Here is a 23,611-nt window from a genome sequence, read left to right as displayed (position 1 = left end):
CCGCGATCGTCGTAGACGCGGATGCCCTCGCCCCGCGCCATGACCAGCGGGCCGTTGGTCTCGTGCGCGCGCAGGTTGGTGACGGGATGCACGACATGCGCGATGTCCGCTGCTGCGACGGAGTTCGAGAGTGCGTCCATGATTGCCGTCCTTGGGCCAAATGCCGATGGTTGAGCGTCGTGGTGCCGGGATCGCGGGCGATCCCGAGCGGGGAATGGTCGCGGCCGGGCCGCTCGATAAGGCCGGGCGGCAACGAAGCGGGAGCCTAAGCTGGCGGAGAGCATCGCCCTTTTGTGAGCCGCCGCAAGCCGAAACCTCGAGGCGAACGCCCGATGCCTTCTGAACGCCCGGTCACGCCGCGACGCGGCGGCGCCGGTTCATGAAGGCGACGAGCGCAGCCAGAACCAGCGTGCCGACGATCAGGATGAAGGCGGCAGCGGCGATGGCCGGGCTGATATTCTCGCGGATCGAGGAGAACATCTGGCGCGCCAGCGTGCGCTGGTTCGGCCCCGCCACGAAGAGCGTCAGCACCACTTCGTCCAGCGAGGTGGCGAAGGCGAAGACCGCGCCGGTGACGATGCCGGGCATGGCGAGCGGAAAGGTGATGCGGCGGAACACCGTGACCGGCGAGGCGCCGAGGCTCGCGGCCGCGCGCTCCACCCGCCGGTCGATGCCCTGCAGCGCAGTGGAGACGCTGACCACGACGAAGGGCACGCAGAGCACGGCATGGGCGAGAATGACGCCGGTGTAGCTGCTGGTGAGGCCGAGCCGCCCGAGGGCGGTCTGGAGACCGACGCCCAGCACCACGGCGGGCACCACCATCGGCAGGAGAAACACGGTGCGCAAGGCGTTGCCGAAGGGCACGAGACCGCTGCGCAGCCCGAGCGCGGCGAGCGTGCCGAGCACCACGGCCAGAACCGTTGCGCCCAGCCCGATCACCAGACTGTTGACGATCGCCAGCCGCCACACATCCGAATTGGCGAGTTCGGCGAACCAGCGCAGCGACAGCGAGGGGATGGGGTAGTTGAGGAAGATGCCCGAGGTGAAGGCGAGCGGCAGGATGGCGATCAGCGGCGCCAGGAGAAAGAAGACCGCGAGCGTTCCGAACAGGCCCTGAAAGACGCGCAGCATGGCTCAGGCCCCCAGCGGCGAGCCGGCGCGCGACAGCCGGCCATAGACGAGATAGAGCGCCGTCGTCACCACGAGCAGGATGAGCCCCAGCGCCCCGGCCATGCCCCAGTTCGCCGTCTGCAGCGCGTAGAAGGCGATGATGGAGGAGATCATCTGGTCGTTCGGGCCGCCGACCAGCGCCGGCGTGATGTAGTAGCCGATAGCCACCATGAAGACGAGCAGCGAGCCCGACAGGATGCCCGGCATGGCGAGCGGCAGAAGGATGCGTCGGAAGGCGGCGAACGGCGGCGCGCCCATCGAGGCGGCGGCGGGCATCAGCGTCTTCGGGATGGCGTTCACGACGCTGTAGATCGGCAGCACCATGAAGGGCAGCAGCACATGCGTCATGGCGAGCACGACGCCGGTGCGGTTGAAGATCAGCGGCAGCGGCGCATCGGACAGGCCGAGGCGCACGAGCGCGCCGTTGATGAGCCCCTGATCCTGCAGAAGGATGAACCAGGCGGCGGTGCGCACGAGAAGCGAGGTCCAAAGTGGCAAGAGAACTGCCAACATCAGAACGTTTCGCTTCCAGCCTGAGGTCGCCGCCATCAGCATGGCATAGGGCAGGCCGATGGCGAGGCAGCAGAGCGTGATCGTGCCGGCGATGACGAAGGTGCGCGAGATGATGAGCCGGTTGGCGGAACTGCCGGCCGGCAGCTCGGCGATCGCGCCCGTGTCGTCTCGCCCGAGATCGGCGGCGGCCAGGAGATTGCGGTCGGTAAAGGCGGAGGAGGCGTTGCGGATCGCCGTCCAGACGGCGGGGTCGGCCCAGCGCGGGTCGAGCGCGGTGAGATCCACCGGCGCGCCCTCGGCCGCGTCCTTCACGGCGCGCTGCGTCTTGGGGATCAGCGAGCGAAAGCCGGAGACTTCGCTGTTGAGGCGGCGCACCGCCGCCCCGAGTTCGATCGCCTGCACGCCGCGCAGGTCGTTGGCGAGCGCGCTCTGAACCTCCGGCGCCGGAACCCCCTCCCCGCTCCAGCCGCCGATGGCTGTCGCGGTCTGCGGCAAAGCCATCGCCACGGCGGGATCGCGCATGGAGACGGAGATCATCGTCCAGAGCGGCCAGAGAAAAAAGAAGCCCAGAAACAGGAAGAGCGGCGCGATCAGTGCCGCGCTGCGAAGGGACGAGCCGGCGCTGCTCATGCCGGAAACACCGCGCAATCGGCCGGCGCGGCCGAGAGCCAGGTGCGCGAGCCCAAAGCGGGGGGTACGGCGGTCCGCTCGCAACGCGCGACGAAGCGCAGGGCGCCGCGCGAGAGATGCAGCCGGAGATGATCGCCCTGATAGACGACGTCGTCGACGCCGGCCTCGATGGCGTTGCTCTCGGCCTGGGTGCGCAGATGCAGCCGCTCGGGCCGCACCGAGAGCATGACGCTGGCACCCGGCTCCAGCCCGGCCGGCCCTTCGGCTTCCAGCCGCGCGCCTTCGCCGAGATCGATGAGAAGCCTCTCTCCGTCGCGCCGCTCGACCTTGGCGGGCAGGAGATTGGTCTCGCCGATGAACTGCGCGACAAAGGCGTTCTCGGGATGGTCGTAGACCCGGGAGGCCGTGCCGATCTGCGAGATGCGGCCCTTGTCGAAGATCGCGATGCGGTTGCTCATAGTGAGCGCCTCGCCCTGGTCGTGCGTGACGAAGACGATGGTGAGGCCGAGCTGGCGGTGCAGCTCGCGGATTTCGAGCTGCATCTCCTCGCGCAGCTGTTTGTCGAGCGCGCCGAGCGGCTCGTCCATCAGGACGACCTTGGGCTCGAAGACGAGGGCGCGGGTCAGCGCCACGCGTTGCTGCTGGCCGCCGGACAGCTGGTCGGGCCGGCGTTCGCTGAGATGGCCAAGGCGAACGCGGTCGAGCGCGCGCGCCACGCGCTCCTGCGTCTCCGCCTTGCCGAGCCGGCGCATCTGCAGGGGAAAGGCGACGTTCTCGGCGATCGTCATATGGGGAAACAGGGCGTAGTTCTGGAACACGACGCCGATGCCGCGCTTGTGCGGCGGCAGGTCCTCGATGCGCTCGCCATCCATGCGGATGGTGCCGGATGTGGCGTTCTCGAAGCCGGCCAGCATCATCAGGATCGTCGTCTTGCCCGAGCCGGACGGCCCCAGCAGCGACAGGAACTCGCCCTTCTCCACCTCCAGATCCAGGTTCTCAACGACCTTCGTCATGCCGAAGGATTTCGATACGTCGTGGAAATGGATGAAGTTCTTCATCGAGCCCTGTTCGCTTGCTGCGGGAGCCTTGGCGGTCTGGCGGGTCGGCAGCGGAGCCGGCCCGCCAGACGTCTTACTGCGAGACCCAGGCGTTGAAGCGGGCCGTCAGCGCTTCGATATTGTCCACCCAGAAGTCGGTGTCGAGCGGAATGGCGACATCGAGGTTGGCCGGCGCGGTCGGCAGGTTGGCGGCGACGTCCGGCTTCAGCATCGCGCCGGCTTCCTTGTTGGGAAGGCCATAGGCGATATAATCCGGCAGCTTGGACTGGTTGGCCGGCTCGCTGGCGAACTGGATGAAGTCGAAGGCGGCGTCCTTGTTGGGCGAGCCCTTGAGCACGACCCAGCTGTCCACGGCGTAGATCGAGCCGGGCCAGACGATCTGGAAGTTCTTGCCCTCGGTCTTGTTGATGCCGGCCAGACGCCCGTTATAGGCGGAGGTCATCACCACCTCGCCCGAGGCGAGAAGCTGGATCGGCTGCGCGCCGGCCTCCCACCAGACGAGATCCTTCTTGATCGTGTCGAGCTTCTTGAAGGCGCGGTCGACGCCCGCCGGGGTCGCGAGCGTCGTATAGACGTCCTTGGGCGCGACGCCGTCGGCGATGAGGGCGAATTCCAGCGCGTATTTCGGCCCCTTGCGCAGCGCGCGCTTGCCGGGGAACTTGGCGGTGTCGAAGAAGTCGGCCCAGCTTGTCGGCGCCTGCTTCAGCTTGTCGGCGTCGTAGCCGAGGCCAGTGGTCCAGACGATGGCGCCCACGCCGCAATCGCTGACGGCGGAGGGGATGAACTTGTCCTTGCCGCCGAGCTTCGACCAGTCCACCGGCTCGTAGATGCCGTCGGCGCAGCCGAGCGCCAGTTCCTCGGCCTCGACCTGCACCGCGTCCCAGTTCGGCGTGCCGGCCTGCATCTTGGCCGAAAGGACGCCGTAGCCGCCGTCCCACGATTCTTCCAGAAGCGGCTTGCCGGTCTTCTCGCTGAAAGGCTTGAAGTAGATGGTGCGCTGGGCGTCCTGATAGTTGCCGCCCCAGGAAACCACCGTCAGGTCCCGCGCCGAAGCGGGAGCGGCGATCAGCAAGGTCGCGGCAACGAGGCCACCGAGGAGTTTCCGAGTTCCATTGCGTGACATCGAGCGTCTCCCAAATTGAAGAATTCAAACCTGAGGCACGAAGGCGCACGGGCGCAACGACTTCCCGCAGCTGGTCGAAAAACTCACCACGCCGCTCAATAGGTCGGTGGCGTGATCGCGCTGATCAGTTCCGCCGGCTCGGCGCCGGCGTTGCGGAAACGATGCGGCGTCTCGCTGTCGAAGTAATAGGCGTCGCCCGCCTGAAGCCGACGCGCCTGATCGCCGACCGTGACCTCGACCTGGCCCTTGAGCACGATGCCGGCCTCCTGCGCCTTGTGCGAGAAGGCGTCGCCCGTATCGGCGCCGGGGCAATAGGTTTCGTGCAGCATCAGAAGGCGGCGGTTGGGATGGTTGATCCCGACCATGCGGTAGGAAATACCGTCGCTTCGCCCGATTTCCGGCAGGTCGTCGGCCCGGTAGAAGGGCGAATGAGGCAGCCGGTCGCCGATCTCGGAGAAGAAGCCGGTGAGCGTCGAGCCCATGGCTTCGAGAATGGCGCTCAGCGTATCGACCGAGGGGCTCAGCCGGTCGCGCTCCAAGAGCGAGATGGTGGAATGCGAGATGCCGGAGCGCACCGCGAGCTGGCGCGTCGTCAGCTGTCGGCGGCGTCTGAGTTCCCGGATCGCGGCTCCGATGGCGGGCATTCCCATCTCCAGGTTCGGCCCTTCAGGGCTCTGCGGTCTGGTGACGATACTAGACAGCGGGGCGCGGCGCCATTGTCCCTTCGTGCTGCGTCTGCGAGCGTTCTGCCGCAAACAGCGGCAAAGGATGAGTGACATGGCGCCCGAGATCGAAGCCCTTCGCAAGCGACTCACATTCGTGAAGGCGCCCCAGGCCGACAAGGAGACGCAGACCAGCGTGTCGGGCACCGTCGCGGAGGTTCTCTCGGCCGTTCGTCAGGAAGGCGACGCGGCGCTGCGGCGCTACTCCAAGGCCTTCGACAAGATCGAGCCGGAAGCGTTCGAGGTGACGCTGGAGGAGCGCGAGGCGGCGGTGGCAAAGCTCGATCCGCAGACCCGGGCCGACACGGAGTTTGCCATCGGCAACGTGCGCGCGTTCGCCGAAGCGCAGCTGAAGACCATGCTGCCGCTGGAGATCGAGCTGCGGCCGGGCCTGCATCTCGGCCACCGCGTCATCCCCGTCGCGCGGGTCGGCGCCTATGTGCCGGGCGGGCGCTATCCCCTCCTTTCGGCGCCGATCATGACCATCGTGCCGGCCAAGGTCGCGGGTTGCGCGGAGGTGGTGGCTTGCCTGCCGCCGACGGCGGCCGAGGCGATGATCGCCGGATGTCACTTGTCGGGCGCGGACCGCATCTTCCGGGTCGGCGGCGCGCAGGCCATCGCCGCCATGGCCTTCGGCACCGAGTCGATCCCGGCGGTGCACAAGATCGTCGGGCCGGGCAATGCCTATGTGAACGAGGCCAAGCGACAGGTCTTCGGACCCGTCGGCATCGACCAGCTGGCGGGGCCCAGCGAGATCTACACGCTGGCCGACGAGACGGGGAATGCCGAGATCATCGCGACTGACCTCTTGGCCCAGGCCGAGCACGACGTTCACACCCGCGTCGGCCTCATCACCACCCATCGCCCGCTGGCGGACGCCGTGATCGCCGAGGTCGAGCGGCAGCTGGAAACGCTGTCCACCGCCGCTGTCGCGCGCGTCGCCTGGGAGCGGCAGGGCGAGGTGACGGTCTGCGAAAGCGAGGCGGACCTCATCGCCTATTCCGACTGGATCGCCGCCGAGCATCTTCAGGTCCACACGCGGGATGCCAAGGCGCTGGCCGCGCGCCTGTCGGGCTACGGCTCGCTCTTCATCGGCACCAAGGCGAGCGTCGTCTATTCCGACAAGTGCTGCGGCACCAACCACACGCTGCCGACCATGGGCGCGGGGCGCTACACCGGCGGGCTCTGGGTCGGCTCCTATGTGAAGATCGCCACCCACCAATGGCTGGAGGACGAGGGCGTCGCGACGGTCGCCCCGCCCGCCGTGCGCCAGAGCGCCAGCGAGGGGTTGGAAGGCCACCGCCGCGCTGCCGCGCTGCGACTGGAGAAGCCCGAGCTTTTCGCCTGACGGCTGGCGAGGCCGGGCGGGAGAGGCGTCGGGCGCCTCCCCCGAAAGCTTAGGCGGCCCCGCGCGGCGATATATGATATGCAGGGTTTCGCACGGAGACGCCTGCTTGTCGAAGATCGAATACCGAACCCTCAACGACCTCGCTTATGACCGTATCCGCGAAGGACTGATGGCGGCGTCCTTTCATCCAGGCCAGATCCTGGTGATCCGCACGCTGGCCGAGAGCTACGGCATCTCGACGACGCCGGTCCGCGAGGCGTTGCAGCGGCTGGTGGCCGAGCGTCTTCTGGTTCTCCTGCCCAACCGCTCCATTGCCGTGCCGGGGCTGGAGGCGGCCAAATATGCCGAGATCGCGCGCATCCGCTGCGAGCTGGAGGGCCTCGCGGCGGAACTCGCCACGCCGCGCCTCGGCAAGCCGGCCTTGCGAAAGCTCGCCAAGCTCGTCTCCGATATGGACGCCAGTCTGGAGCGGCGCGATCACGACGCCTACCGCCGAGAGAACCAGGCCTTTCACTTCGCGATCTATGCCGAATGCGGCTCGCCGCGCCTGTTTCAGCTGATCCAGGATCTCTGGAGCGAGACCGGCCCCTATATGAAGGAACTCTTTGGCGCGCCAGCGTACGAGCCAAAGGCCAACGAGGCGCATCAGGCGTTGCTTCGGGCGCTGGACCGGCGCGAGCCCAAGACCGCGCGCGCCAGCGTCATCGCCGATCTCACCGTCGCCGGCGGATTCCTGATCCCGCATCTCGAAGCGCTGGAAGCCTCACGCGACGGTAAGGCCAAGACGTCGACTTAAGCCGTCGCTTTCAGCGAGTCGGAGAGAACGGACACGAAGAGATCGGCATTCTCGCGGGTGAAGACGAGCGGCGGGCGGATCTTCAGGCTGTTGTGGTTCTTGCCCGAGATCGAGATCAGAACGCCGCGCTCGCGCATGGCGTTGACGACGCGCGAGGCGCGCTCGCGGTCGGGCGTCCGGCTCGCGCGGTCCTTGACGAACTCCACCGCCAGAAACAGCCCGACGCCGCGCACGTCGCCCACCGCCTCGACCCCGGCGCAGGCTTCTTCGATGCCGTGCAGAAGCGCGCGCCCGGTCTCCAGCGCGTTAAGCTGCAGGCCCTCCGTCTCGATCGCGTCGAGCACCGCCATGGCGGCGGCGCAGGACACGGCATTGCCGCCGAACGTATTGAAGTAGCGCGCGTTGCGGCCGAACCGGTCGACCACTTCGGGCTTCATGACGACCGCCGAAATCGGCTGGCCGTTGCCCATGGGCTTGCCAAGCGTCACCATGTCCGGCACCACGCCATGCCGCTCGAAGCCCCACATGGCTTCGCCCGTTCGGCCGAAGCCGGGCTGCACCTCGTCCGCGACGAAGAGACCGCCAGCCGCGCGGATCGCCTCCGCCGCGCCGGCCAGGAACCCGGCAGGGCCGGGCAGGACTCCGTCGCTGGTGAAGAGTGTGTCGACGATCAGGATTGCCGGCTTGATGCCGTGGCGCTTGAGATCGCCGATCGCCGCTTCGACATCGCGTCTGAACGCGGCCCCGACGTCCTCGCCCGCCAGATGATAGCGGTCGGGCGCCGGCACGGTGCGCACATGGGCACCGAGATCGACCGAGGCGCCCAGCGAGGGCGAGAAGGCGGCGACGGCTTCCGTGATCCCGTGATAGGCGTTTTCGGTGACGATCACGCCCTGTCCGCCCGTGTGCGCCTTGGCGATGCGCAGCGCGAGATCGTTCGCCTCGCTGCCCGTGCAGGCGAACATGACCTGGGAAAGGTCCGTGGGGAAGGTCGCCGTCAGCCGCTCGGCATAGTCGAGGATCGCGGTGTGGAGATAGCGCGTGTTGGTGGCGAGCGTACCCACCTGAGCGCGGATCGCCTCCACGACGCGGGGGTGACAATGGCCGATCGAGGTGACGTTGTTGTAGGCGTCGAGAAAGCGCCGGCCCGTCTCGTCATGAAGCCAGACCCCCTCGCCGCGCACGAGATGGAGCGGCGAGTCGTACATCAGCCGATAGGCCGGCCCCAGCGTGCGCGCCCGGCGCTCGATCAAACCCGCGTTCTCCGGCGAAACGTCGCCGCGCCCGGGGACGAAGGCGTTCGGCATGGCGAGGTCGGCGGCGGAACTCATGAGGCACGACTCCAGTGGGCGTGAGGCGAAGGCTTTTGGCGCTTGGTCGCTAGGGTGCGAGCAGGGCGAGCAAGGGCCTTCGAGCTCTTGGGCTTGATGCATGATATATCATTGACCGAAGTGTGGAAAGTGCCGGCCGTGACTCGCTTGGCTGATCGTGTGAACGACGGTCGAGATGTAGACTAACCCGATTGATCGACGGCCGGTATATGATATATCATGATAGCAAATCATGTCGTCCTCATCTGAGCGTCTTGCCGACATAGGGTTGGTCCGTCCCCCTCTCGCGCACCCTTCGGAGTCTCCAATCCTCATGTCCACAGGCTCCGACGAAGCAAGAAGCGCCTTCACGACGAGCGCGCCGGACTTTTCCTTGAGCGAGATCGAAGCCTTGGTGGCGGCGCGCTATGGGCTCACCGGGCGAGCCTCGTTCCTGACGAGCGAACGCGATCTCACTGTGCGCATCGATGCCTCGGGCGGCGAAAGTTTCGTCCTCAAGATCGCCAATGCGGCGGAAGACCCCGCCGTCTCCGAGTTCCAGAACCGCGCGCTCGAGCATCTCGAACGGGTCGCGCCGGATGTGCCAGCCTCCCGCCTCGTGCCGACCGTGGACGGCGCGTCTGAATTCCTGGCGGAGAAGCACGGTCAGCCGCATTTCACGCGGCTTCTGACCTGGCTTCCCGGCCGCCCGCTTTTCGGCACGCCTCAAACCATGCCGCAGATGCGCGCGCTTGGGGCTGCGCTCGGCCAGCTCGCCAAGGCGCTGTCGAGCTTTCGCCATCCGGCCGCCGACCACGAGATCGTCTGGGATCTCCGGCGCGTGCCGCAGCTGATCCCGCTCACAGCCCATGTCGGGGACGACGCGTTGCGCGGGCGCGTGGAGGCGGCCTTCCTGCGGTTTCGCGACGAAATCCTGCCGCTGGCGCCGGGCTTTCGCACGCAGGTCGTGCACAACGACTTCAACCCGTTCAACCTTTTGGTCGCGCCGGACGACAGCGACCGGCTCACCGGCATTCTCGACTTCGGCGATCTCGTCTCGACCTCAGCGATCTACGATCTCGCCATCGCCTGTGCCTATCAGGTAGCGGAGGACGGGCCGCCGCTCGCCTTCGTGGCGGAGCTGCTGGCCGGCTATCACGCGGTCCATCCCATGCCCGAAGCGGAGGTCGATCATCTTTTCGATCTCATCGCCGCCCGCCATGCGATGACGATCACGATCGGGGAATGGCGCGCCAGCCGATATCCCGACAACGCCGCCTACATCCTGCGCAACCACGCGCGGGCGCGCGCCGCCATGACCCGTTGCGCCACCCTGCCCCGCGCCGAAGCCCGGGCGATCCTGCGCCGGGCCTGCGGCTACGCGTAGACCTTAACCGTGGTCGAAACCGCCCGCCCGATCCATCTCGCCCAGCACCGGCGAGGGGCGGTCCAGCGACAGTCCGGCCTCGCCGAAACGGATCGGCGTGCGCAGACCCGGCACTCCGCCGGGCTCGATCCGCATGCCGCGGTGGGCCACCTGCGGATCGTCGAAAACATCGGCCAGCGTGTTGATCGGCCCGGCGGGCACGCCCTCTCGCTCCAGCGCGGCCAGAAACTCGTCGCGCGACCGGCGCGCCAGCCGCTCCGTCATGACAGGCACCAGAACCGCCCGGTTCGCGACACGCGCCTCGTTGGTGGCGAAGCGTTCGTCCGTGGCGAGCTCCGATAGGCCAAGCTCGGCGGCGAGCCGGGCGAACTGCCGGTCGTTGCCGCAGGCGATCACGACATGTCCGTCGGCGACCGGGAAACTCTGATAGGGCACGATATTGGGATGGGCGTTGCCGAGCCGCGTCGGCGCCACGCCGCTGGCGAAATAGTTCAGCGCCTGGTTGGCGAGGACGCCGGTCATGCAGTCCATCAGCGCCATGTCGATCCGGTCGCCGCGCCCGGTGCGCTCGCGCCGCGCCAAGGCAGCCTGGATCGCGATCGTGCCGTAGAGGCCGGTGAAGATGTCGGCGAAGGCGACGCCGATCTTCTGCGGCTCGCCCTCGGGATCGCCGGTCAGGTCCATGATGCCGCTCATGGCCTGGATCATGAAGTCGTATCCGGCCCGCGCGGCATAGGGGCCGTCCTGGCCGAAGCCGGTGACGGAGCAATAAACGAGGCTCGGATTGCTCTCCGAAAGGCTCTCGTAGTCGAGCCCATACTTTGCGAGCCCGCCGACCTTGAAGTTCTCGACCAGCACGTCGGCGTCGAGCGCCAGCCGGCGCACCATCGCGCGGTCCTCCTCCAGGGCGAAATCCGCGACGAGCGACCGCTTGCCCCGGTTGCAGGCGTGGAAATAAGCCGCCACCCGCTCGCCCCCGTGGGCGATGAAGGGCGGACCCCAGCGGCGCGTGTCGTCGCCTGCGGGCGCCTCGACCTTGATGACCTCCGCGCCGAGATCGGCCAGCGTCTGGCCGATCCAGGGGCCGGCCAGGATGCGGGCGAGTTCCAGAACCTTGAGGCCCTTAAGCGGCGCGTCCGCCTTGCCCTCCGATGGCATCAGAAGAAGGCCTGAAGGCCGGTCTGCGCCCGGCCGAGGATCAGGGCATGAACGTCGTGCGTGCCCTCGTAGGTGTTCACGGTCTCAAGGTTCTGCGCGTGGCGCATCACGTGGTACTCGCCCATGATGCCGTTGCCGCCATGCATGTCCCTCGCCTCGCGAGCGATGGCCAACGCCTTGCCGCAATTGTTGCGCTTCACCAGCGAGATCATCTCCGGGGCCATGCGGCCCTCGTCGAACAGGCGGCCGACGCGCAGCGCCCCTTGCAGCCCCAGTGCGATCTCGGTCTGCATGTCGGCGAGCTTGCGCTGGACGAGCTGCGTCTGCGCCAGGGGGCGGCCGAACTGCGTGCGCTCCAGCGTGTAGCTTCGCGCCCGGTGCCAGCAATCCTCCGCCGCGCCCATCGCGCCCCAGGAGATTCCGTAGCGCGCCCGGTTGAGGCAGCCGAACGGCCCTTTCAGGCCCGACACGTTGGGAAGCAGCGCGTCTTCGCCGACTTCCACCCCGTCCAGAACGATCTCGCCCGTCACCGAGGTGCGCAGCGACAGCTTGCCCTCCATCTTCGGCGCGGACAGGCCCTTCATGCCCTTTTCCAGAACGAAGCCACGGATCGCGCCATCATGCGCGGCCGATTTCGCCCAGATCACGAAGACATCGGCGATCGGCGAATTGGAAATCCACATCTTGGCGCCCGACAGGCGGTAGCCGCCATCGATCCGCTCGGCCTTGGTGCGCATGCCGCCGGGGTCCGAACCGGCATCGGGCTCGGTCAGGCCGAAGCAGCCGATCCATTCGCCGGAAGCGAGCTTCGGCAGATATTTTCGCCGCTGCGCCTCGGTGCCATAGGCATGGATCGGATACATGACGAGCGAGGATTGCACGCTCATCATCGAGCGATAGCCCGAATCCACCCGCTCCACGGCGCGGGCCACCAGCCCATAGGCGACATAGGAGGCGCCGGCGCAGCCATAGTCCTCCGGCAGGGTGACGCCGAGAAGCCCGAGTTCGCCCATCTCGCGGAAGATCGAGGCGTCCACCGTTTCCTTGGCATAGGCCTCGACCACGCGCGGTCGCAGCCGCTCCTCGGCGAACTGCGTCGCCGTCTCGAAGATCATCCGCTCGTCGTCGCTGAGCTGCTCGGCGAGATGGAACGGATCGGCCCAGTCGAAGGCGGCGGGCGCGGCGGATTGGTCGGGCTTGGTGGTCGGGGCGGCGGACATGGCTGCTCCTTCGGGGGCATCGGAAGCGCCATGTAACGTTGCGCGCCGCCCCTGTTCAAACGACAATCGTTTCTGAGTTCATCGGAAAAGTCGATCAACCTCCATGCGCAACGTCCATCATCCCACGGTCGCGGAGCTGCGGGCCTTCGTCGCCTGCATGGAGAAGGGATCGGTGACGGCGGCGGCCGACAGCCTGTCGCTGACCCAGAGCACGGTCAGCCGCTCGCTCGCCTTGCTGGAGGAGAAGCTCGGCGTGCCGCTGTTCCACCGTGTGCGAAAGCGCCTCGTGCCCTCGGACGCCGGTCGTCTCTTCGCGGTGGACGCGGCCGGCATCCTGGCCCGGCTGGAAGAGGCGACGGTCAAGACCATGGCCTTCGGCGGGCGGCGGGACATTCTCAATCTCGCCGTGCTACCGACCTTCGCCTCGCGCTGGCTGACGCCGCGCCTCCAGGGCTTTCCGGCCGCCGCGCCGGAGATCAGCCTCAACCTCGCCGCGCGCCTGCTTCCCGTCGATCACGAGCGGGATGGGTTCGACGCCTCGATCCTTCGCACCGCGCAAGGGCCGGCCGGGTTCGGCGCTCTGATGCTCGAGGCGGATCGGCTGGTGCCCGTAGCCAGTCCGCGTCTGATGGAGGGCGGGGCGGCGCGGGACGCCGGCGCGCTTCTGGCGCTGCCCCTGCTGCAGCAGGCGACGCGGCCGACGCTCTGGCTCGAATGGTTTCGCGAGGCGGGGCTCGACGTTCGCAACATTTTGCGCGGCCATCGCTTCGACCAGTTCGCCACCGTGGTGGAAGGCGCCGTGGCCGGGCTCGGCGTGGCGCTGGTGCCCGACTTCGCCGTCCGTCGCGAGCTGGAGGCCGGGCTTCTCGTGCCCGCCTCGCCCCGCATGCTCAGCCTCGCGCCGCCCTACACCCTGGTCTATCCCCAGCGCAGCGTGGAGCGCTCCGCCTTCCGCACGTTCCTGCGATGGCTGACGGAACTCGTCACCGAGGCGCCGTCTCAATTGGCCGGTACGGCGCCGGACGGCACGGGTGCGCGCGAGCCGTCCGCCGGCGTCGTGCCCCCGGGGCCGACCGTGACGGACGGCCCGCCGCTGCCGGAATAAAAGGCGACCGCCAGCACGACGAGGACGATCGCGGCGGTCACGACCATCCAGGTCGAGCCTCGGCGACGGTTGAGAGGTTTGGGCGATTTGGGCATGGGCGCTCCTTCGCTGACATAGCTAGGGCGCGGGTCGCCCACGAGTGCCGGCTTTCGTTCATACTTTCGTAACCGGCCATTCCGTCCGCGCGGGTCTCCCATTCCTGCTTTACGCTACTGCGGGAGAAGCGAAGCGCCTATGTTCGGCTTGTCAGCAAACACCAAGCAGGAACCGGCCACCATCGACGAGAGGCCGGACACTTAGGAAAACCCATGAACCTCGCTCGCTCCTTCAGCACCTGGCGCCAGTATCGCAACACCACCAACGAGCTGAACCGTCTTTCGCAGCGCGAACTCGCCGATCTCGGCATTGCGCGCGCGGACATCCCGGCCATCGCCCGTCAGGCGACGCGCTAACAGTTTCACGCTTTCGCCTCGGCCGGTCCTCCCCCGGTCGCGGCGCTCGAGCCGAACGGGTCCTCCCCCCTTTCGGCTTACCCCTGACGCCCTTGCCGGTCCTCCCCCGGCGAGGGCGTTTTCGTTTATGCAATCCTTCATAGGCTGCGGCGGAGTTCTGGCTGCTTGCCAGCAAACCGTCCCGGTTCACGACAACCCTTCCCTGTCGCATCGTCGCCGGTCAGAAGCGCAGAGCCACTCCGAGGGACCCGGCGGATCAGCGGCACATCACGCCAGCGTGAATGAGCTCCAGCCCCCCCTTGATCGTCCGTAAGCATGTAAAACGAAGGGTTGGCTGATTGTCCGCGATCTGTGGCGCCGCCGTCACGGACAGGACTTCGGCAAGGCGCTAGGTTTGCCTATGGCCTTGCATTTTCTCCGCTTTCCCGTCGTTGCACCGATCGTCGCCGCGTCGCTTCTTGGTGCCTGCACCAGCATGAGCGGCCCGCAGGATCTCTTGGGAAGCGTGTCTCCGGCGCCGGCGCAGCAGCAGGTCACGAGCGGCACGTTGCCACCGCCCCCTGGCCTCTCCGCCCATCCCCAAAGCGCACCTCTGACGCCCGGCCGGATCGTCTCGTCCGCGCAACCCGCTCCCGTGGTCGATCTGGAGGAGCGCGTGCCGGAAACGCCGACCATGCGGGTCGAAGCGCTGGGCGATCTGCCGCGCCGGGCGGACGGCGTCATGATCCTTCCCCCCGCGCCGCGTCTCGACGTGATCGATATCGGGGCCGTGCGCGACGGTCTGGCCGGGACACCGCCCCGCTCGGCCCGCTCCGCGCCGGTAACCTCCCCCTCCGCGCCTCCGGCTGCTCAAGGCCAGGGCGGTCTGCTCTAGGAGCCCGCGCGGTCTTCGGCTCGGCCCCAACACTCCGCCGCTAGGTTCCGCAGAAGGTCCGGTAGGCTCTTTCGCGGGCCGGCGGCAGGGCGGCGTAGGCGGCGAAGTCCGGGCGGTCGAGATAGGGCTCGGCCAGAGCCTCGTTCAGGCGTTCGAAGGGGCCGGTGTCGCCGCCCATCGCCGCGGCGAGCGCGTCCTCGACGAGGTGATTGCGGGGGATCACGGCGGGGTTCGCCGCGTCCATCGCGGCTTGGCGCTCGCCCGGCCCCATCGGGTCATTTGCAAGTCGCGCGCGCCAGCGCAGGGCCCAGTCGTCATAGGCGGCGGGATCAGTGAAAAGGGCGCGCAGGTTTGCGTCGGCCTGCTCGGCCTCGGCCGCCTTGCCCAGCCCTCGGAAGGTCAGGGTGAAGTCGGCGCCCTGCTCGGCCATGGCCTTCAGAAGGTCCTGGATCAGCGCGGCGTCCTCCTCCTGCCGTTCGCTCAACCCGATCTTGCGCCGAAAACCGTCGAAATAGGCGGTGTTGAACGCCTCGGCGAAACCGGACAGCGCCTCCTTTGCGATCTCGACCGCTTCCCCTTCCTCGGGCGCGAGCTGCGGCAGGAGGCATTCGGCGAGGCGGGCGAGGTTCCAGTTCGCGATCGCCGGTTGGTTGCCATAGGCGTAGCGCCCGTTCCGGTCGATCGAGGAGAAGACGGTCGCGGGATCGTAGGCGTCGAGAAAGGCGCAGGGGCCGTAGTCGATCGTCTCGCCGGCGATCGACATGTTGTCAGTGTTCATGACGCCGTGAACGAAGCCGACCTGCATCCAGCGCGCCACCAGCGCCGCCTGCCGCGCGCAGATGCCTTCCAAGAGGGCGCGGACGGGATGGGGTGCGGCGGCGGCCTCGGGATAGTGCCGCTCGATCACATGCTGGGCTAATCTGGCGAGCGCGGCGTCGTCGCCGCGCGCGGCGAAGAACTGGAACGTGCCGATGCGGATGTGGCTGGAGGCGACGCGCGTCAGCACCGCGCCCGGCAGGGCGGTCTCGCGATACACGTCCTCGCCCGTCGCGACCGCCGCCAGCGCCCGTGTCGTCGGAATGCGGAGCGCGGCCATGGCTTCGCTGACGATGTATTCGCGCAGGACCGGCCCGAGGCCCGCCCGCCCATCGCCGCCGCGCGAGAACGGCGTCGGCCCGGAGCCCTTCAGCTGGATGTCGCGGCGGCGCCCTTGCCGGTCCACCACCTCGCCGAGAAGGATCGCCCGCCCGTCTCCCAGCTGCGGCACGAAATTGCCGAACTGATGCCCGGCATAGGCGGCGGCCAGAGGCTCGGCCCCCTCCGGGACCTTGTTGCCGGACAGGATCTCGGCGCCCTCGGTGCTATCCAGCGCATCCGCGTCGAGCCCGAGTTCGGCGGCCAGCGGGCGGTTCAGCTTGACGAGGCGCGGCGCTGCGACGCGCGTCGGCAGAATGCGCCGATGAAAGGTGTCTCCAAGGCTGACATAGCTGTTGCTGAAGGGAAAATGGGTCGTCATGCGCTCCGCCTTGCTTGCCTGCACCGTTGAAGACCGCCGGCTATCCGTCGTCGGGCATCTAGCGCACCGAACGGAAATCTCGCGGGGGCTGGCCCGGCGGATCATAGCACCGGACAATTCGACGCGAAGGCTCAGCCGTGCGACCTTGTATCGATCGCGCTTGGTTTTTCTCCAGCACAATCCCTTCGCCTATCCCTTCACCCGCAGGTCATGTCCCGGCCCTAATTGAGGGGCGAAAGCGCGCCGACGAATTTTCTCCCAGGGCCGCGCAAAAGAAAATAATCTATCTCACCTATGGATAGATAGGACTTATGCTCCGGTCCGTATCGTCACGATCGGACACCGAAGCGCATGGCTCCCCTTCGAATTCTCGGCCTTTCCGGCAATGTCACGCAGCCCTCGCGCACCGCCGCTCTGGTGGCCAGCGTTGTCGAGCGGCTCGCCGAGCTGACCGGGGGAGAAGGCGACCTCGTCGAGCTGGCAGACGCCGCGCCGCATATTCTCACGGCACTGACCCGCGCGACCGTGGGCGAGAAGGGCGAGGCGATCCTGCGCCGGGTCGAGACGGCCGATCTGCTTGTGGTCGGCTCGCCGGTCTACCGCGCATCCTACACCGGCGCGCTGAAGCACCTGTTCGATCTTGTGGATTTCAACGCGCTGGCCGGCAAGCCGGCGATCCTCGCCGCCACGGGCGGCAGTCCGTTGCACGGGCTCGTCACCGACCACCAGCTTCGGCCGCTCCTGTCCTTCTTCCGCGCGCTCACCCTGCCGACCACGCTCTATGCCGTGGAGGCCGATTTCACCGATTACCGGCTGAACAGCCCGGCCATCGCCGCGCGGATCGAGCGCGCGGCGCAGGAGGCCGCCCTGTTTCTGACCGGCACGCCGGCCCGCGCGGCACAGCCGGTCGCCGTCGCTCTTCACCGCTGACCCATCCTTCAGGAGGAAACCCATGTCCGAACCGACCGAGAATCACGCGCTGAAATTCGCCTATTGGGTGCCGAACGTCTCCGGTGGCCTGGTGATCTCGAATATCGAGCAGCGCACCAGCCATCATCCCCAATACAATCGCGAACTGGCGCAGATCGCCGAACGCGCGGGCTTCGATTATGCGCTGAGCCAGATTCGCTTCACCGCCGGCTACGGCGCGGACGAGCAGCACGAGAGCGTGTCCTTCAGCCAGGATCTTCTGGCCTCGACCACCAGCCTCAAGGTTATCGCCGCCATCCTCCCGGGGCCGTGGAACCCGGCCTTGGCGGCCAAGCAGCTTGCGACCATCAGCGTGCTCAGCGGCGGGCGCATCGCGGTCAATATCGTATCGGGTTGGTTCCGGGGCGAGTTCCACGCCATCGGCGAGCACTGGCTCGACCATGACGAGCGCTATCGCCGCTCGGAGGAATTCATCCGCTCACTGCGCGGAATCTGGAGCGAGGACGCCTTCACCTTCCGGGGCGACTTCTACCGCTTCAACGACTATTCGCTGAAGCCCAAGCCGGTCGATCCGCAACCCGAAATCTTCCAGGGCGGGTCCTCGCGTGCCGCGCGCGACATGGCTGCCCGCGTGTCGGACTGGTACTTCACCAACGGAAACACGCCTGAGGGCCTCGCGGCCCAGGTCGAGGACATCCGCACCAAGGCGGCCGAGCACGGGCGGTCGGTCAAGATCGGCATCAACGCCTTCGCCATCGTGCGCGACACGCAGGAGGAAGCCTTCGCCGTGCGCGACGAGATCGTCGCCAAGGCTAACCCGGACGCGGTCAAGGCCTTCGGCCACGAGGTGAAGAATGCCGGCAAGGCCTCCCCGGAAGGCGAAGGCAACTGGGCCAAATCGAGCTTCGAGGATCTCGTCCAGTACAATGACGGCTTCCGCACCAACCTGATCGGGACGCCGCTTCAGGTCGCCGAGCGCATCGTGGCGCTGAAGCGGGCGGGCGCCGATCTCGTCCTGCTCGGCTTTCTTCATTTCCAGGAAGAGGTCGAAGCCTTCGGTCGCACCGTTCTGCCGCTGGTTCGCGAGCTGGAAGCAGAGGGCGACACGCAGCGGCTCGCGGCGGAATAGCGCGCCCAATCCCAGACGCCATCAGGAGATGACGAGATGACGGTCTTCCCCCTGGAAGCCCTGCCGACCTCGCGCGCGCCGATCCGCCCGATCCGGCCAGCACCGGCACAAACCGATCGCGCCATGTCGAGCGAAACCGCGCTGGCGCTGTCGGGCGTGTCGCTCTCCTTTGGCGGCGTCGCGGCGCTGAGTGATATCGACCTCACTGTCCGGCCGGGCGAGATCCGTGCCATCATCGGCCCGAACGGCGCCGGCAAGAGTTCGCTGGTCAATGTGCTGAGCGGCCTCTACCGGCCCGACCGGGGTCAAATCCGGATCGGCGATCGCAGCGTGTCCAGCGTGCGGGCCAGTCGCCTCGCGTCGCTCGGCATCGCCCGCACCTTCCAGAATCTTGCCCTGTTTCGCGGCCTGTCGGTTCGCGACAACGTGGCGGCGGGCCTCACCCATCGGCGCCGCGCGACTTGGTTCGGCCATGTCCTCGGTTCGCCCGGCGCGCGCCGGGAGCGGGCGCGGGACGGCGCGGAGGTGGAGGAGGTGCTGGCCCAGCTTCACCTGTCGGCTCACGCCGATCGGCTGGCCGGCGGCCTGCCTTACGGGCTGCAGAAGCGGGTGGAACTCGCCCGCGCCTTGGTGGCGCGCCCGCGTGTCCTGCTGCTCGACGAGCCGATGGCCGGCATGACGGCGGGAGAGAAGATCGAAATGGCGGGCTTCGTGCGTGAGGCGCGCGATCGGCTGGGCACAACGGTGGTGCTGATCGAGCATGATATCGGCATCGTCATGGGCCTGTCCGACCATGTCGCCGTGCTCGACTACGGACGCAAGATCGCCGACGGCACGCCGGCGGAGGTGTCCGCCGACCCCGCCGTGATCGCCGCCTATCTCGGCACGGTCCCGGCGGAGGCGGCGTGATGGCCGAGGGGTTCGACTGGCTCTTCTTCACCGAGGTTCTCGTCGGCGGGCTCCTCGCCGGCGTCATGTACTCGCTGGTCGCGATCGGCTTCGTCCTGATTTACAAGACCTCGGGCGTCCTCAACTTCGCGCAAGGTGCGATGCTGCTCTTCGCGGCGCTGACCTTCGTCAGCCTTGTCGAGCGCGGCCTTCCCTTCGTGCTGGCCCTCAATGCCACGCTCCTGGTCATGGCCGTGCTGGGCCTTGCCATCGAGCGGGCGGTGCTAAGGCCCCTCACCAACCGTCCGCCCATCACCCTGTTCATGGCGACGCTCGGCCTTGCCTATGTCATCGAGGGCGCGGCGCAGCTTCTCTGGGGCACGCAGGTCCATGCGCTGGATCTCGGCATCGAGGATCTGCCCTTCGATGTCGGCGGCGTCTTCGTCTCGCAGTTCGACCTGTTCGCCGCCGCCACCGCCGGCCTTCTGGTGGTGGGCCTCATCGCCTTCTTCCGTTGGACGCGCGTCGGGCTCGGCTTTCGCGCCGTCGCGGACGATCAATACGCCGCCCTTGCAGTCGGCCTGCGCCTGCCGGTGATCTGGGCCAGCGTGTGGACGGCGGCGGGCGTCGTCGCCCTGGTCGCCGGTCTTCTCTGGGGCGCGCGGCTGGGCGTCCAGTTCTCGCTGTCGCTCGTGGTTCTCAAGGCCCTGCCCGTTCTGGTGCTCGGCGGCTTCGACTCGATCCTCGGCGCCATCGTTGGCGGCCTTCTGATCGGCGCGGGCGAAAAGCTGGCCGAGGTCTATCTCGGCGAAATGTTCGGCGGCGGTATCGAGAGCTGGTTCGCCTATGTCGTGGCGCTGGCCTTCCTGTTGGTTCGTCCGGGCGGCCTGTTCGGCAAGTCCGTGGTCGAGAGGGTCTGAAGCTATGTCCACCATCCCGCTCGACCGGCCCGCGGTCCGACCCCGCCTGCCGGCCCCTACGGCGATCCTCGCGCTTCTCGCCCTCGCCTACGGCATCGTACCGCTCGTCGGTACGGACTATCTCTTCGACGCGCTGCTGACCCCCTTTCTGGCGCTCAGCCTCGCCGCGCTGGGGCTCAACCTCCTGACCGGCTATGCCGGCCAGCTCTCGCTCGGCTCGGCGGCCTTCATGGCGGTCGGCGCTTTCGCCGCCTTCAATCTGGAGCTGCGCCTGCCCGGTCTGCCGCTTCTCGCTTCGATCGCGCTCGCGGGCGTCTGCGCGGCGGCCGTGGGTCTCGTCTTCGGTCTGCCGAGCCTGCGCCTTCGCGGCTTCTATCTCGCCGTCTCGACGCTTGCCGCGCAGTTCTTCGTCACCTGGGCGCTCACCAAGTTCGGCTGGTTCTCCAACGACAGCCCGTCCGGCGTGATCGACGCCCCGCCGCTGCGCATCGCCGGCTTCACCTTCGCTTCGCCCGCCGAGCGCTACCTCTTCGCGCTCACGCTGGTCGCCGGCCTGACCTATCTCGCCCACCGGCTGGTGCGCTCGCCGATCGGTCGCGACTTCGTCGCGGTGCGCGACAACGAGACGGCGGCGCGCATCATCGGCGTGCCTGTGCTGCGCACCAAGCTTCTGGCCTTCGCCCTGTCCTCCTTCGTGATCGGCGTCGCCGGGGCGCTCTGGGCCTTCGCCTATCTCAGGACCGTCGAGCCGCACGGCTTCAATCTCGACCGGTCGTTCCAGATCCTGTTCATCGTCATCATCGGTGGGCTCGCGACGCTTCGCGGCGCTTTTCTCGGCGCGGCGCTGATCGTGGTCTTTCCGCTGCTTCTGTCCCGCGCCGGACAGGCGTTGTTGGGCTCCGTGTTCGACAGCGGCGCCATCGAGATGACGCAGCGCATGATCCTCGGCGCCCTCATCATCCTCTTCCTGATCCGCGAACCAGACGGCCTCGCCGCCCTGTTCGACCGCCTGAAGCGCCGGCTCCTGCCCCAGCGCTGAACGCGGCCGCCCTTTCCCACCACAACGATGTCGAACCGCACGGCGCTTCGACAAACGCCCGGAGTCTGCCCGATGAAACCGCTTTCGCTTCTTCGATCCGCCGCCCTCTCGACAGCCCTCGGCCTTGCCGCGCTGGGTCTTGCCGGCGCCCACGGGGCCCGTGCCGACGAACAGTACTTCCCGCTCCAGAGCTACCGCGTCGGCCCCTATGCCGCCGGCGGCACCGGCTTCTTCGGCGGGTTCATCGACTATCTCAACCTCATCAACACGCGCGACGGCGGGGTCAACGGCGTCAAGCTGACCTGGAGCGAGGGCGAGACGCAATACGAGGTGGAGAAGGGGGTCGAGGTCTACGAGCGCCTGAAGACCCATCCCGACATCGCCGCCTGGAACCCGCTTTCGGTCGGCATCGCCTATGCCATGATCGACCGGATCACGCAGGACAAGGTGCCGCTCGTCACCATCAACCACGGCCGCACGGACTCCACCGACGGCCGCGTCTTCCCCTATGTCTTCCCGCTGCTGCTCAACCCCTATAGCGAGACGTCGGGCATCGTGAACTACATCGCCGCCAAGGAGGGCGGGCTGGAGAAGCTGAAGGGCAAGAAGCTCGTGGTGCTCTATCACGGCTCGCCCTACGGCAAGGAGACGATCCCGATCTACGAGCTCTTGGCCGAGAAATACGGCTTCACCGTGCAGCAGATCGAGGTGCCCCATCCCGGCAACGAGCAGCAGGCGCAGTGGCTGACGATCCGCCGCGCCAAGCCGGATTATGTCGTTCTGCGCGGCTGGGGTGTGATGAACCCCGTGGCGCTGAAGACCGCGCAGAAGACGGGCTTCCCGGCGGACCATATCGTCGGCAACGTCTGGTCCAATTCGGAGGAGGACGTGAAGCCGGCGGGCGACGCCGCCAAGGGCTACACCGCGATCACCACCCAGGCCTCGGGCAACAGCTATCCCGTGGTGCAGGAGATCATCAAGACGCTCTACGACAAGGGCCAGGGCAATCTGTCGGACGAGAGCCGCATCGGCTCGGTCTACCACAATCTCGGCATCGTCAACGGCATCCTGAACGTCGAGGCGATCCGCATCGCGCAGGACAAGTTCGGCAAGCGCACGCTGAGCGGCGACGAGGTGCGCTGGGGCTTCGAGCATCTCCGGCTCGACCCCGCCCGCGTCGAGGCGCTGGGCGCCAAGGACCTGTTCCACTCGATCAACGTCACCTGGGACAATCACGAGGGCGAGGGCCGCGTGACCTTCCAGCAATGGGACGGGCAGAAGTGGAACGTCGTGTCCGACTGGATCGCGCCGGACTGGGCGCTGCTGCGCCCGATCATCGAGAAATCGGCCGAAGCCTACGCTAGGGAAAAGGGCATTCCGCTGCGCACCGCCGAGGATGCCGAGAAGGTCGCCTCGGGCAAGCAGGCCGCCGCGCAGTAAGGCGCCTTTCCGCCGATGGAGGAAGCCTCCAGCGGCTCCTCCCCCGTCCTTCGGATAGGCCCGTCATGTCCGCTCTCGATTCCAGCCCGCTTCTTCTCGACATCGTCTCGGTGCATGCCGTCTACAACGAGGCGATCCTTGCCTTGTCCGGTGTCTCGCTCACCGTCCGAACGGGCGAGATCGTCGCGCTTCTCGGCTCCAACGGCGCCGGCAAGTCGACGGTTCTCAAGGCCGTCTCGCGGCTTCTCAAGGCCGAACGCGGGCGCCTCACGCGCGGCCATATCCGCTTCGAGGGTGAGGACGTCGCCGCGCTAGGCCCCGGCGAACTCGTTCGTCGCGGCCTCGTGCCGGTTCTGGAGGGGCGCCATTGCTTCAAGTCGCTGAGCGTCGAGGAGAATTTGCTGACGGGCGCGCTCGGGCGCGGCTCCAGCCGGCGCGAGGCCGCGCAGGATCTCGAGCGCGTCTACGCCTTCTTTCCCCGCCTCGTTCCGAAGCGGCGTCTGGCGGCCGGGCTGGTTTCGGGCGGCGAGCAGCAGATGGTGGCGATCGGGCGCGCCTTGATGGGCCGACCACGCCTTCTGGTGCTGGACGAGCCCTCGATGGGCCTCGCGCCCCAGATCACGCAGACGATCTTCGCGACGCTGGCGGACCTTAATCGCCGCGAGGGCCTGTCGATCCTCGTCGCCGAGCAGAACGCGGCCGTGGCGCTTCACCACGCGAGCCGAGCCGTCGTGATCGAGAACGGCCTCTGCGTCCTTGCTGGCCCGGCCGAGGAGCTGAAGGCGCGAGGCGACATCAGCGCCTTCTATCTCGGCCTCGCGCCGACGCCCCGGCCCGTCATTGTCCCTGCCGCGACCGCCCATTCCCTTCACTGAAAACCCAA

22 protein-coding genes are annotated in these 23,611 nt (G+C 67.6%); 13 read left to right on the top strand and 9 right to left on the bottom strand.

Annotated elements, in window-relative coordinates; all coding sequences use genetic code 11:
• Nucleotides 1–351: 351 nt before the first annotated feature.
• The 5 genes from AUL32_RS21010 to AUL32_RS20990 form a co-directional block, all read right to left on the bottom strand.
• Nucleotides 352–1,131: an ABC transporter permease gene (locus tag AUL32_RS21010; RefSeq protein WP_062119453.1), complete on the bottom strand. Its 780-nt coding sequence runs from the start codon at nt 1,129–1,131 to the stop codon at nt 352–354.
• Nucleotides 1,132–1,134: 3 nt separating this feature from the next.
• A complete protein-coding gene (locus AUL32_RS21005; protein ID WP_062119450.1) occupies nt 1,135–2,313 on the bottom strand; it encodes an ABC transporter permease in 1,179 nt (392 codons plus the stop codon).
• Nucleotides 2,310–3,371 carry an ABC transporter ATP-binding protein gene (locus AUL32_RS21000; protein ID WP_062119448.1) on the bottom strand — a complete coding sequence of 354 codons (1,062 nt, stop codon included), beginning with the start codon at nt 3,369–3,371 and terminating at the stop codon, nt 2,310–2,312. The genes AUL32_RS21005 and AUL32_RS21000 overlap by 4 nt, the downstream gene beginning before the upstream one ends.
• 73 nt (nt 3,372–3,444) lie before the next feature.
• Nucleotides 3,445–4,494, bottom strand: a complete 1,050-nt coding sequence (locus tag AUL32_RS20995) for an ABC transporter substrate-binding protein (protein WP_061978176.1) — start codon at nt 4,492–4,494, stop codon at nt 3,445–3,447.
• Between the two features lie 95 nt (nt 4,495–4,589).
• Nucleotides 4,590–5,138 (bottom strand): cupin domain-containing protein, encoded by a 549-nt coding sequence (locus tag AUL32_RS20990; protein ID WP_061978177.1) that lies wholly within the window; start codon nt 5,136–5,138, stop codon nt 4,590–4,592.
• A 133-nt stretch (nt 5,139–5,271) separates the two neighbouring features.
• Here AUL32_RS20990 and hisD point away from each other — a divergent pair, with 133 nt between their 5' ends.
• Both hisD and AUL32_RS20980 read left to right on the top strand, forming a co-directional pair.
• Nucleotides 5,272–6,564: a histidinol dehydrogenase gene (gene hisD / locus AUL32_RS20985; protein WP_192847497.1), complete on the top strand. Its 1,293-nt coding sequence runs from the start codon at nt 5,272–5,274 to the stop codon at nt 6,562–6,564.
• A 106-nt stretch (nt 6,565–6,670) separates the two neighbouring features.
• Nucleotides 6,671–7,360: a GntR family transcriptional regulator gene (locus AUL32_RS20980; RefSeq protein ID WP_082659936.1), complete on the top strand. Its 690-nt coding sequence runs from the start codon at nt 6,671–6,673 to the stop codon at nt 7,358–7,360.
• Here the strand turns inward: AUL32_RS20980 and AUL32_RS20975 are convergent.
• Nucleotides 7,357–8,691: an aspartate aminotransferase family protein gene (locus AUL32_RS20975; protein ID WP_062119442.1), complete on the bottom strand. Its 1,335-nt coding sequence runs from the start codon at nt 8,689–8,691 to the stop codon at nt 7,357–7,359. The genes AUL32_RS20980 and AUL32_RS20975 overlap by 4 nt on opposite strands.
• A gap of 373 nt (nt 8,692–9,064) precedes the next feature.
• Between AUL32_RS20975 and AUL32_RS20970 the strand changes: the two genes are divergently transcribed.
• Entirely contained in the window at nt 9,065–10,057 is a 993-nt protein-coding gene (locus AUL32_RS20970; protein WP_192847496.1) for a phosphotransferase, read from the top strand.
• Between the two features lie 3 nt (nt 10,058–10,060).
• Here the strand turns inward: AUL32_RS20970 and AUL32_RS20965 are convergent, their stop codons facing one another.
• Complete coding sequence (locus tag AUL32_RS20965) at nt 10,061–11,215, bottom strand: CaiB/BaiF CoA transferase family protein (protein ID WP_062119437.1); 1,155 nt, start codon at nt 11,213–11,215, stop codon at nt 10,061–10,063.
• Nucleotides 11,215–12,435: an acyl-CoA dehydrogenase gene (locus tag AUL32_RS20960; RefSeq protein ID WP_062119435.1), complete on the bottom strand. Its 1,221-nt coding sequence runs from the start codon at nt 12,433–12,435 to the stop codon at nt 11,215–11,217. Before AUL32_RS20960 ends, AUL32_RS20965 begins: the two co-directional genes overlap by 1 nt.
• Nucleotides 12,436–12,538: 103 nt before the next feature.
• Between AUL32_RS20960 and AUL32_RS20955 the strand changes: the two genes are divergently transcribed.
• The 3 genes from AUL32_RS20955 (at nt 12,539) to AUL32_RS20950 (ending at nt 14,866) form a co-directional block, all read left to right on the top strand.
• Nucleotides 12,539–13,540 carry a LysR family transcriptional regulator gene (locus AUL32_RS20955; RefSeq protein ID WP_082659933.1) on the top strand — a complete coding sequence of 334 codons (1,002 nt, stop codon included), beginning with the start codon at nt 12,539–12,541 and terminating at the stop codon, nt 13,538–13,540.
• Between the two features lie 308 nt (nt 13,541–13,848).
• Nucleotides 13,849–13,992 (top strand): DUF1127 domain-containing protein, encoded by a 144-nt coding sequence (locus AUL32_RS24715; RefSeq protein WP_082639832.1) that lies wholly within the window; start codon nt 13,849–13,851, stop codon nt 13,990–13,992.
• 400 nt (nt 13,993–14,392) lie between these two features.
• Complete coding sequence (locus tag AUL32_RS20950) at nt 14,393–14,866, top strand: hypothetical protein (protein ID WP_062119433.1); 474 nt, start codon at nt 14,393–14,395, stop codon at nt 14,864–14,866.
• Between the two features lie 40 nt (nt 14,867–14,906).
• Here the strand turns inward: AUL32_RS20950 and AUL32_RS20945 are convergent, their stop codons facing one another.
• Entirely contained in the window at nt 14,907–16,382 is a 1,476-nt protein-coding gene (locus AUL32_RS20945) for a protein adenylyltransferase SelO (RefSeq protein ID WP_062119430.1), read from the bottom strand.
• Between the two features lie 351 nt (nt 16,383–16,733).
• On the opposite strand from AUL32_RS20945, the gene msuE reads away from it, so the two are divergent.
• The 7 genes from msuE to AUL32_RS20910 all read left to right on the top strand — a co-directional run bounded on the left by msuE (nt 16,734) and on the right by AUL32_RS20910 (nt 23,603).
• Entirely contained in the window at nt 16,734–17,312 is a 579-nt protein-coding gene (gene msuE, locus AUL32_RS20940) for an FMN reductase (protein WP_062119426.1), read from the top strand.
• 22 nt (nt 17,313–17,334) lie between these two features.
• Nucleotides 17,335–18,441 (top strand): dimethylsulfone monooxygenase SfnG, encoded by a 1,107-nt coding sequence (sfnG, locus tag AUL32_RS20935; protein ID WP_062119424.1) that lies wholly within the window; start codon nt 17,335–17,337, stop codon nt 18,439–18,441.
• 36 nt (nt 18,442–18,477) lie between these two features.
• Nucleotides 18,478–19,350: an ABC transporter ATP-binding protein gene (locus AUL32_RS20930; protein ID WP_082659932.1), complete on the top strand. Its 873-nt coding sequence runs from the start codon at nt 18,478–18,480 to the stop codon at nt 19,348–19,350.
• Nucleotides 19,350–20,249, top strand: a complete 900-nt coding sequence (locus AUL32_RS20925) for a branched-chain amino acid ABC transporter permease (protein ID WP_062119422.1) — start codon at nt 19,350–19,352, stop codon at nt 20,247–20,249. Before AUL32_RS20930 ends, AUL32_RS20925 begins: the two co-directional genes overlap by 1 nt.
• A 4-nt stretch (nt 20,250–20,253) precedes the next feature.
• Nucleotides 20,254–21,288: a branched-chain amino acid ABC transporter permease gene (locus AUL32_RS20920; protein ID WP_082659931.1), complete on the top strand. Its 1,035-nt coding sequence runs from the start codon at nt 20,254–20,256 to the stop codon at nt 21,286–21,288.
• A 72-nt stretch (nt 21,289–21,360) separates the two neighbouring features.
• A complete protein-coding gene (locus AUL32_RS20915) occupies nt 21,361–22,728 on the top strand; it encodes an ABC transporter substrate-binding protein (RefSeq protein WP_062119420.1) in 1,368 nt (455 codons plus the stop codon).
• A gap of 65 nt (nt 22,729–22,793) precedes the next feature.
• Complete coding sequence (locus AUL32_RS20910) at nt 22,794–23,603, top strand: ABC transporter ATP-binding protein (RefSeq protein ID WP_062119418.1); 810 nt, start codon at nt 22,794–22,796, stop codon at nt 23,601–23,603.
• Nucleotides 23,604–23,611 lie beyond the last annotated feature (8 nt).

Source organism: Aureimonas sp. AU40, assembly GCF_001463785.1.
Taxonomy (GTDB): Bacteria; Pseudomonadota; Alphaproteobacteria; order Rhizobiales; family Rhizobiaceae; genus Aureimonas.
The sequence above is the reverse complement of the archived record's forward strand: the minus strand, read 5'-3'. Positions and strand labels throughout refer to the sequence as shown.

Excerpts from the sequence above, each read along its gene's own strand:
- AUL32_RS21010 (WP_062119453.1), bottom strand. The coding sequence starts at position 1,131 with ATGCTGCGCGTCTTTCAGGGCCTGTTCGGAACGCTCGCGGTCTTCTTT.
- AUL32_RS21005 (WP_062119450.1), bottom strand. The coding sequence starts at position 2,313 with ATGAGCAGCGCCGGCTCGTCCCTTCGCAGCGCGGCACTGATCGCGCCG.
- AUL32_RS21000 (WP_062119448.1), bottom strand. The coding sequence starts at position 3,371 with ATGAAGAACTTCATCCATTTCCACGACGTATCGAAATCCTTCGGCATG.
- AUL32_RS20995 (WP_061978176.1), bottom strand. The coding sequence starts at position 4,494 with ATGTCACGCAATGGAACTCGGAAACTCCTCGGTGGCCTCGTTGCCGCG.
- AUL32_RS20990 (WP_061978177.1), bottom strand. The coding sequence starts at position 5,138 with ATGCCCGCCATCGGAGCCGCGATCCGGGAACTCAGACGCCGCCGACAG.
- hisD (WP_192847497.1), top strand. The coding sequence starts at position 5,272 with ATGGCGCCCGAGATCGAAGCCCTTCGCAAGCGACTCACATTCGTGAAG.
- AUL32_RS20975 (WP_062119442.1), bottom strand. The coding sequence starts at position 8,691 with ATGAGTTCCGCCGCCGACCTCGCCATGCCGAACGCCTTCGTCCCCGGG.
- AUL32_RS20965 (WP_062119437.1), bottom strand. The coding sequence starts at position 11,215 with ATGCCATCGGAGGGCAAGGCGGACGCGCCGCTTAAGGGCCTCAAGGTT.
- AUL32_RS20960 (WP_062119435.1), bottom strand. The coding sequence starts at position 12,435 with ATGTCCGCCGCCCCGACCACCAAGCCCGACCAATCCGCCGCGCCCGCC.
- AUL32_RS20955 (WP_082659933.1), top strand. The coding sequence starts at position 12,539 with ATGCGCAACGTCCATCATCCCACGGTCGCGGAGCTGCGGGCCTTCGTC.
- AUL32_RS24715 (WP_082639832.1), top strand. The coding sequence starts at position 13,849 with ATGAACCTCGCTCGCTCCTTCAGCACCTGGCGCCAGTATCGCAACACC.
- AUL32_RS20950 (WP_062119433.1), top strand. The coding sequence starts at position 14,393 with ATGGCCTTGCATTTTCTCCGCTTTCCCGTCGTTGCACCGATCGTCGCC.
- AUL32_RS20945 (WP_062119430.1), bottom strand. The coding sequence starts at position 16,382 with ATGACGACCCATTTTCCCTTCAGCAACAGCTATGTCAGCCTTGGAGAC.
- msuE (WP_062119426.1), top strand. The coding sequence starts at position 16,734 with ATGGCTCCCCTTCGAATTCTCGGCCTTTCCGGCAATGTCACGCAGCCC.
- sfnG (WP_062119424.1), top strand. The coding sequence starts at position 17,335 with ATGTCCGAACCGACCGAGAATCACGCGCTGAAATTCGCCTATTGGGTG.
- AUL32_RS20930 (WP_082659932.1), top strand. The coding sequence starts at position 18,478 with ATGACGGTCTTCCCCCTGGAAGCCCTGCCGACCTCGCGCGCGCCGATC.
- AUL32_RS20925 (WP_062119422.1), top strand. The coding sequence starts at position 19,350 with ATGGCCGAGGGGTTCGACTGGCTCTTCTTCACCGAGGTTCTCGTCGGC.
- AUL32_RS20920 (WP_082659931.1), top strand. The coding sequence starts at position 20,254 with ATGTCCACCATCCCGCTCGACCGGCCCGCGGTCCGACCCCGCCTGCCG.
- AUL32_RS20915 (WP_062119420.1), top strand. The coding sequence starts at position 21,361 with ATGAAACCGCTTTCGCTTCTTCGATCCGCCGCCCTCTCGACAGCCCTC.
- AUL32_RS20910 (WP_062119418.1), top strand. The coding sequence starts at position 22,794 with ATGTCCGCTCTCGATTCCAGCCCGCTTCTTCTCGACATCGTCTCGGTG.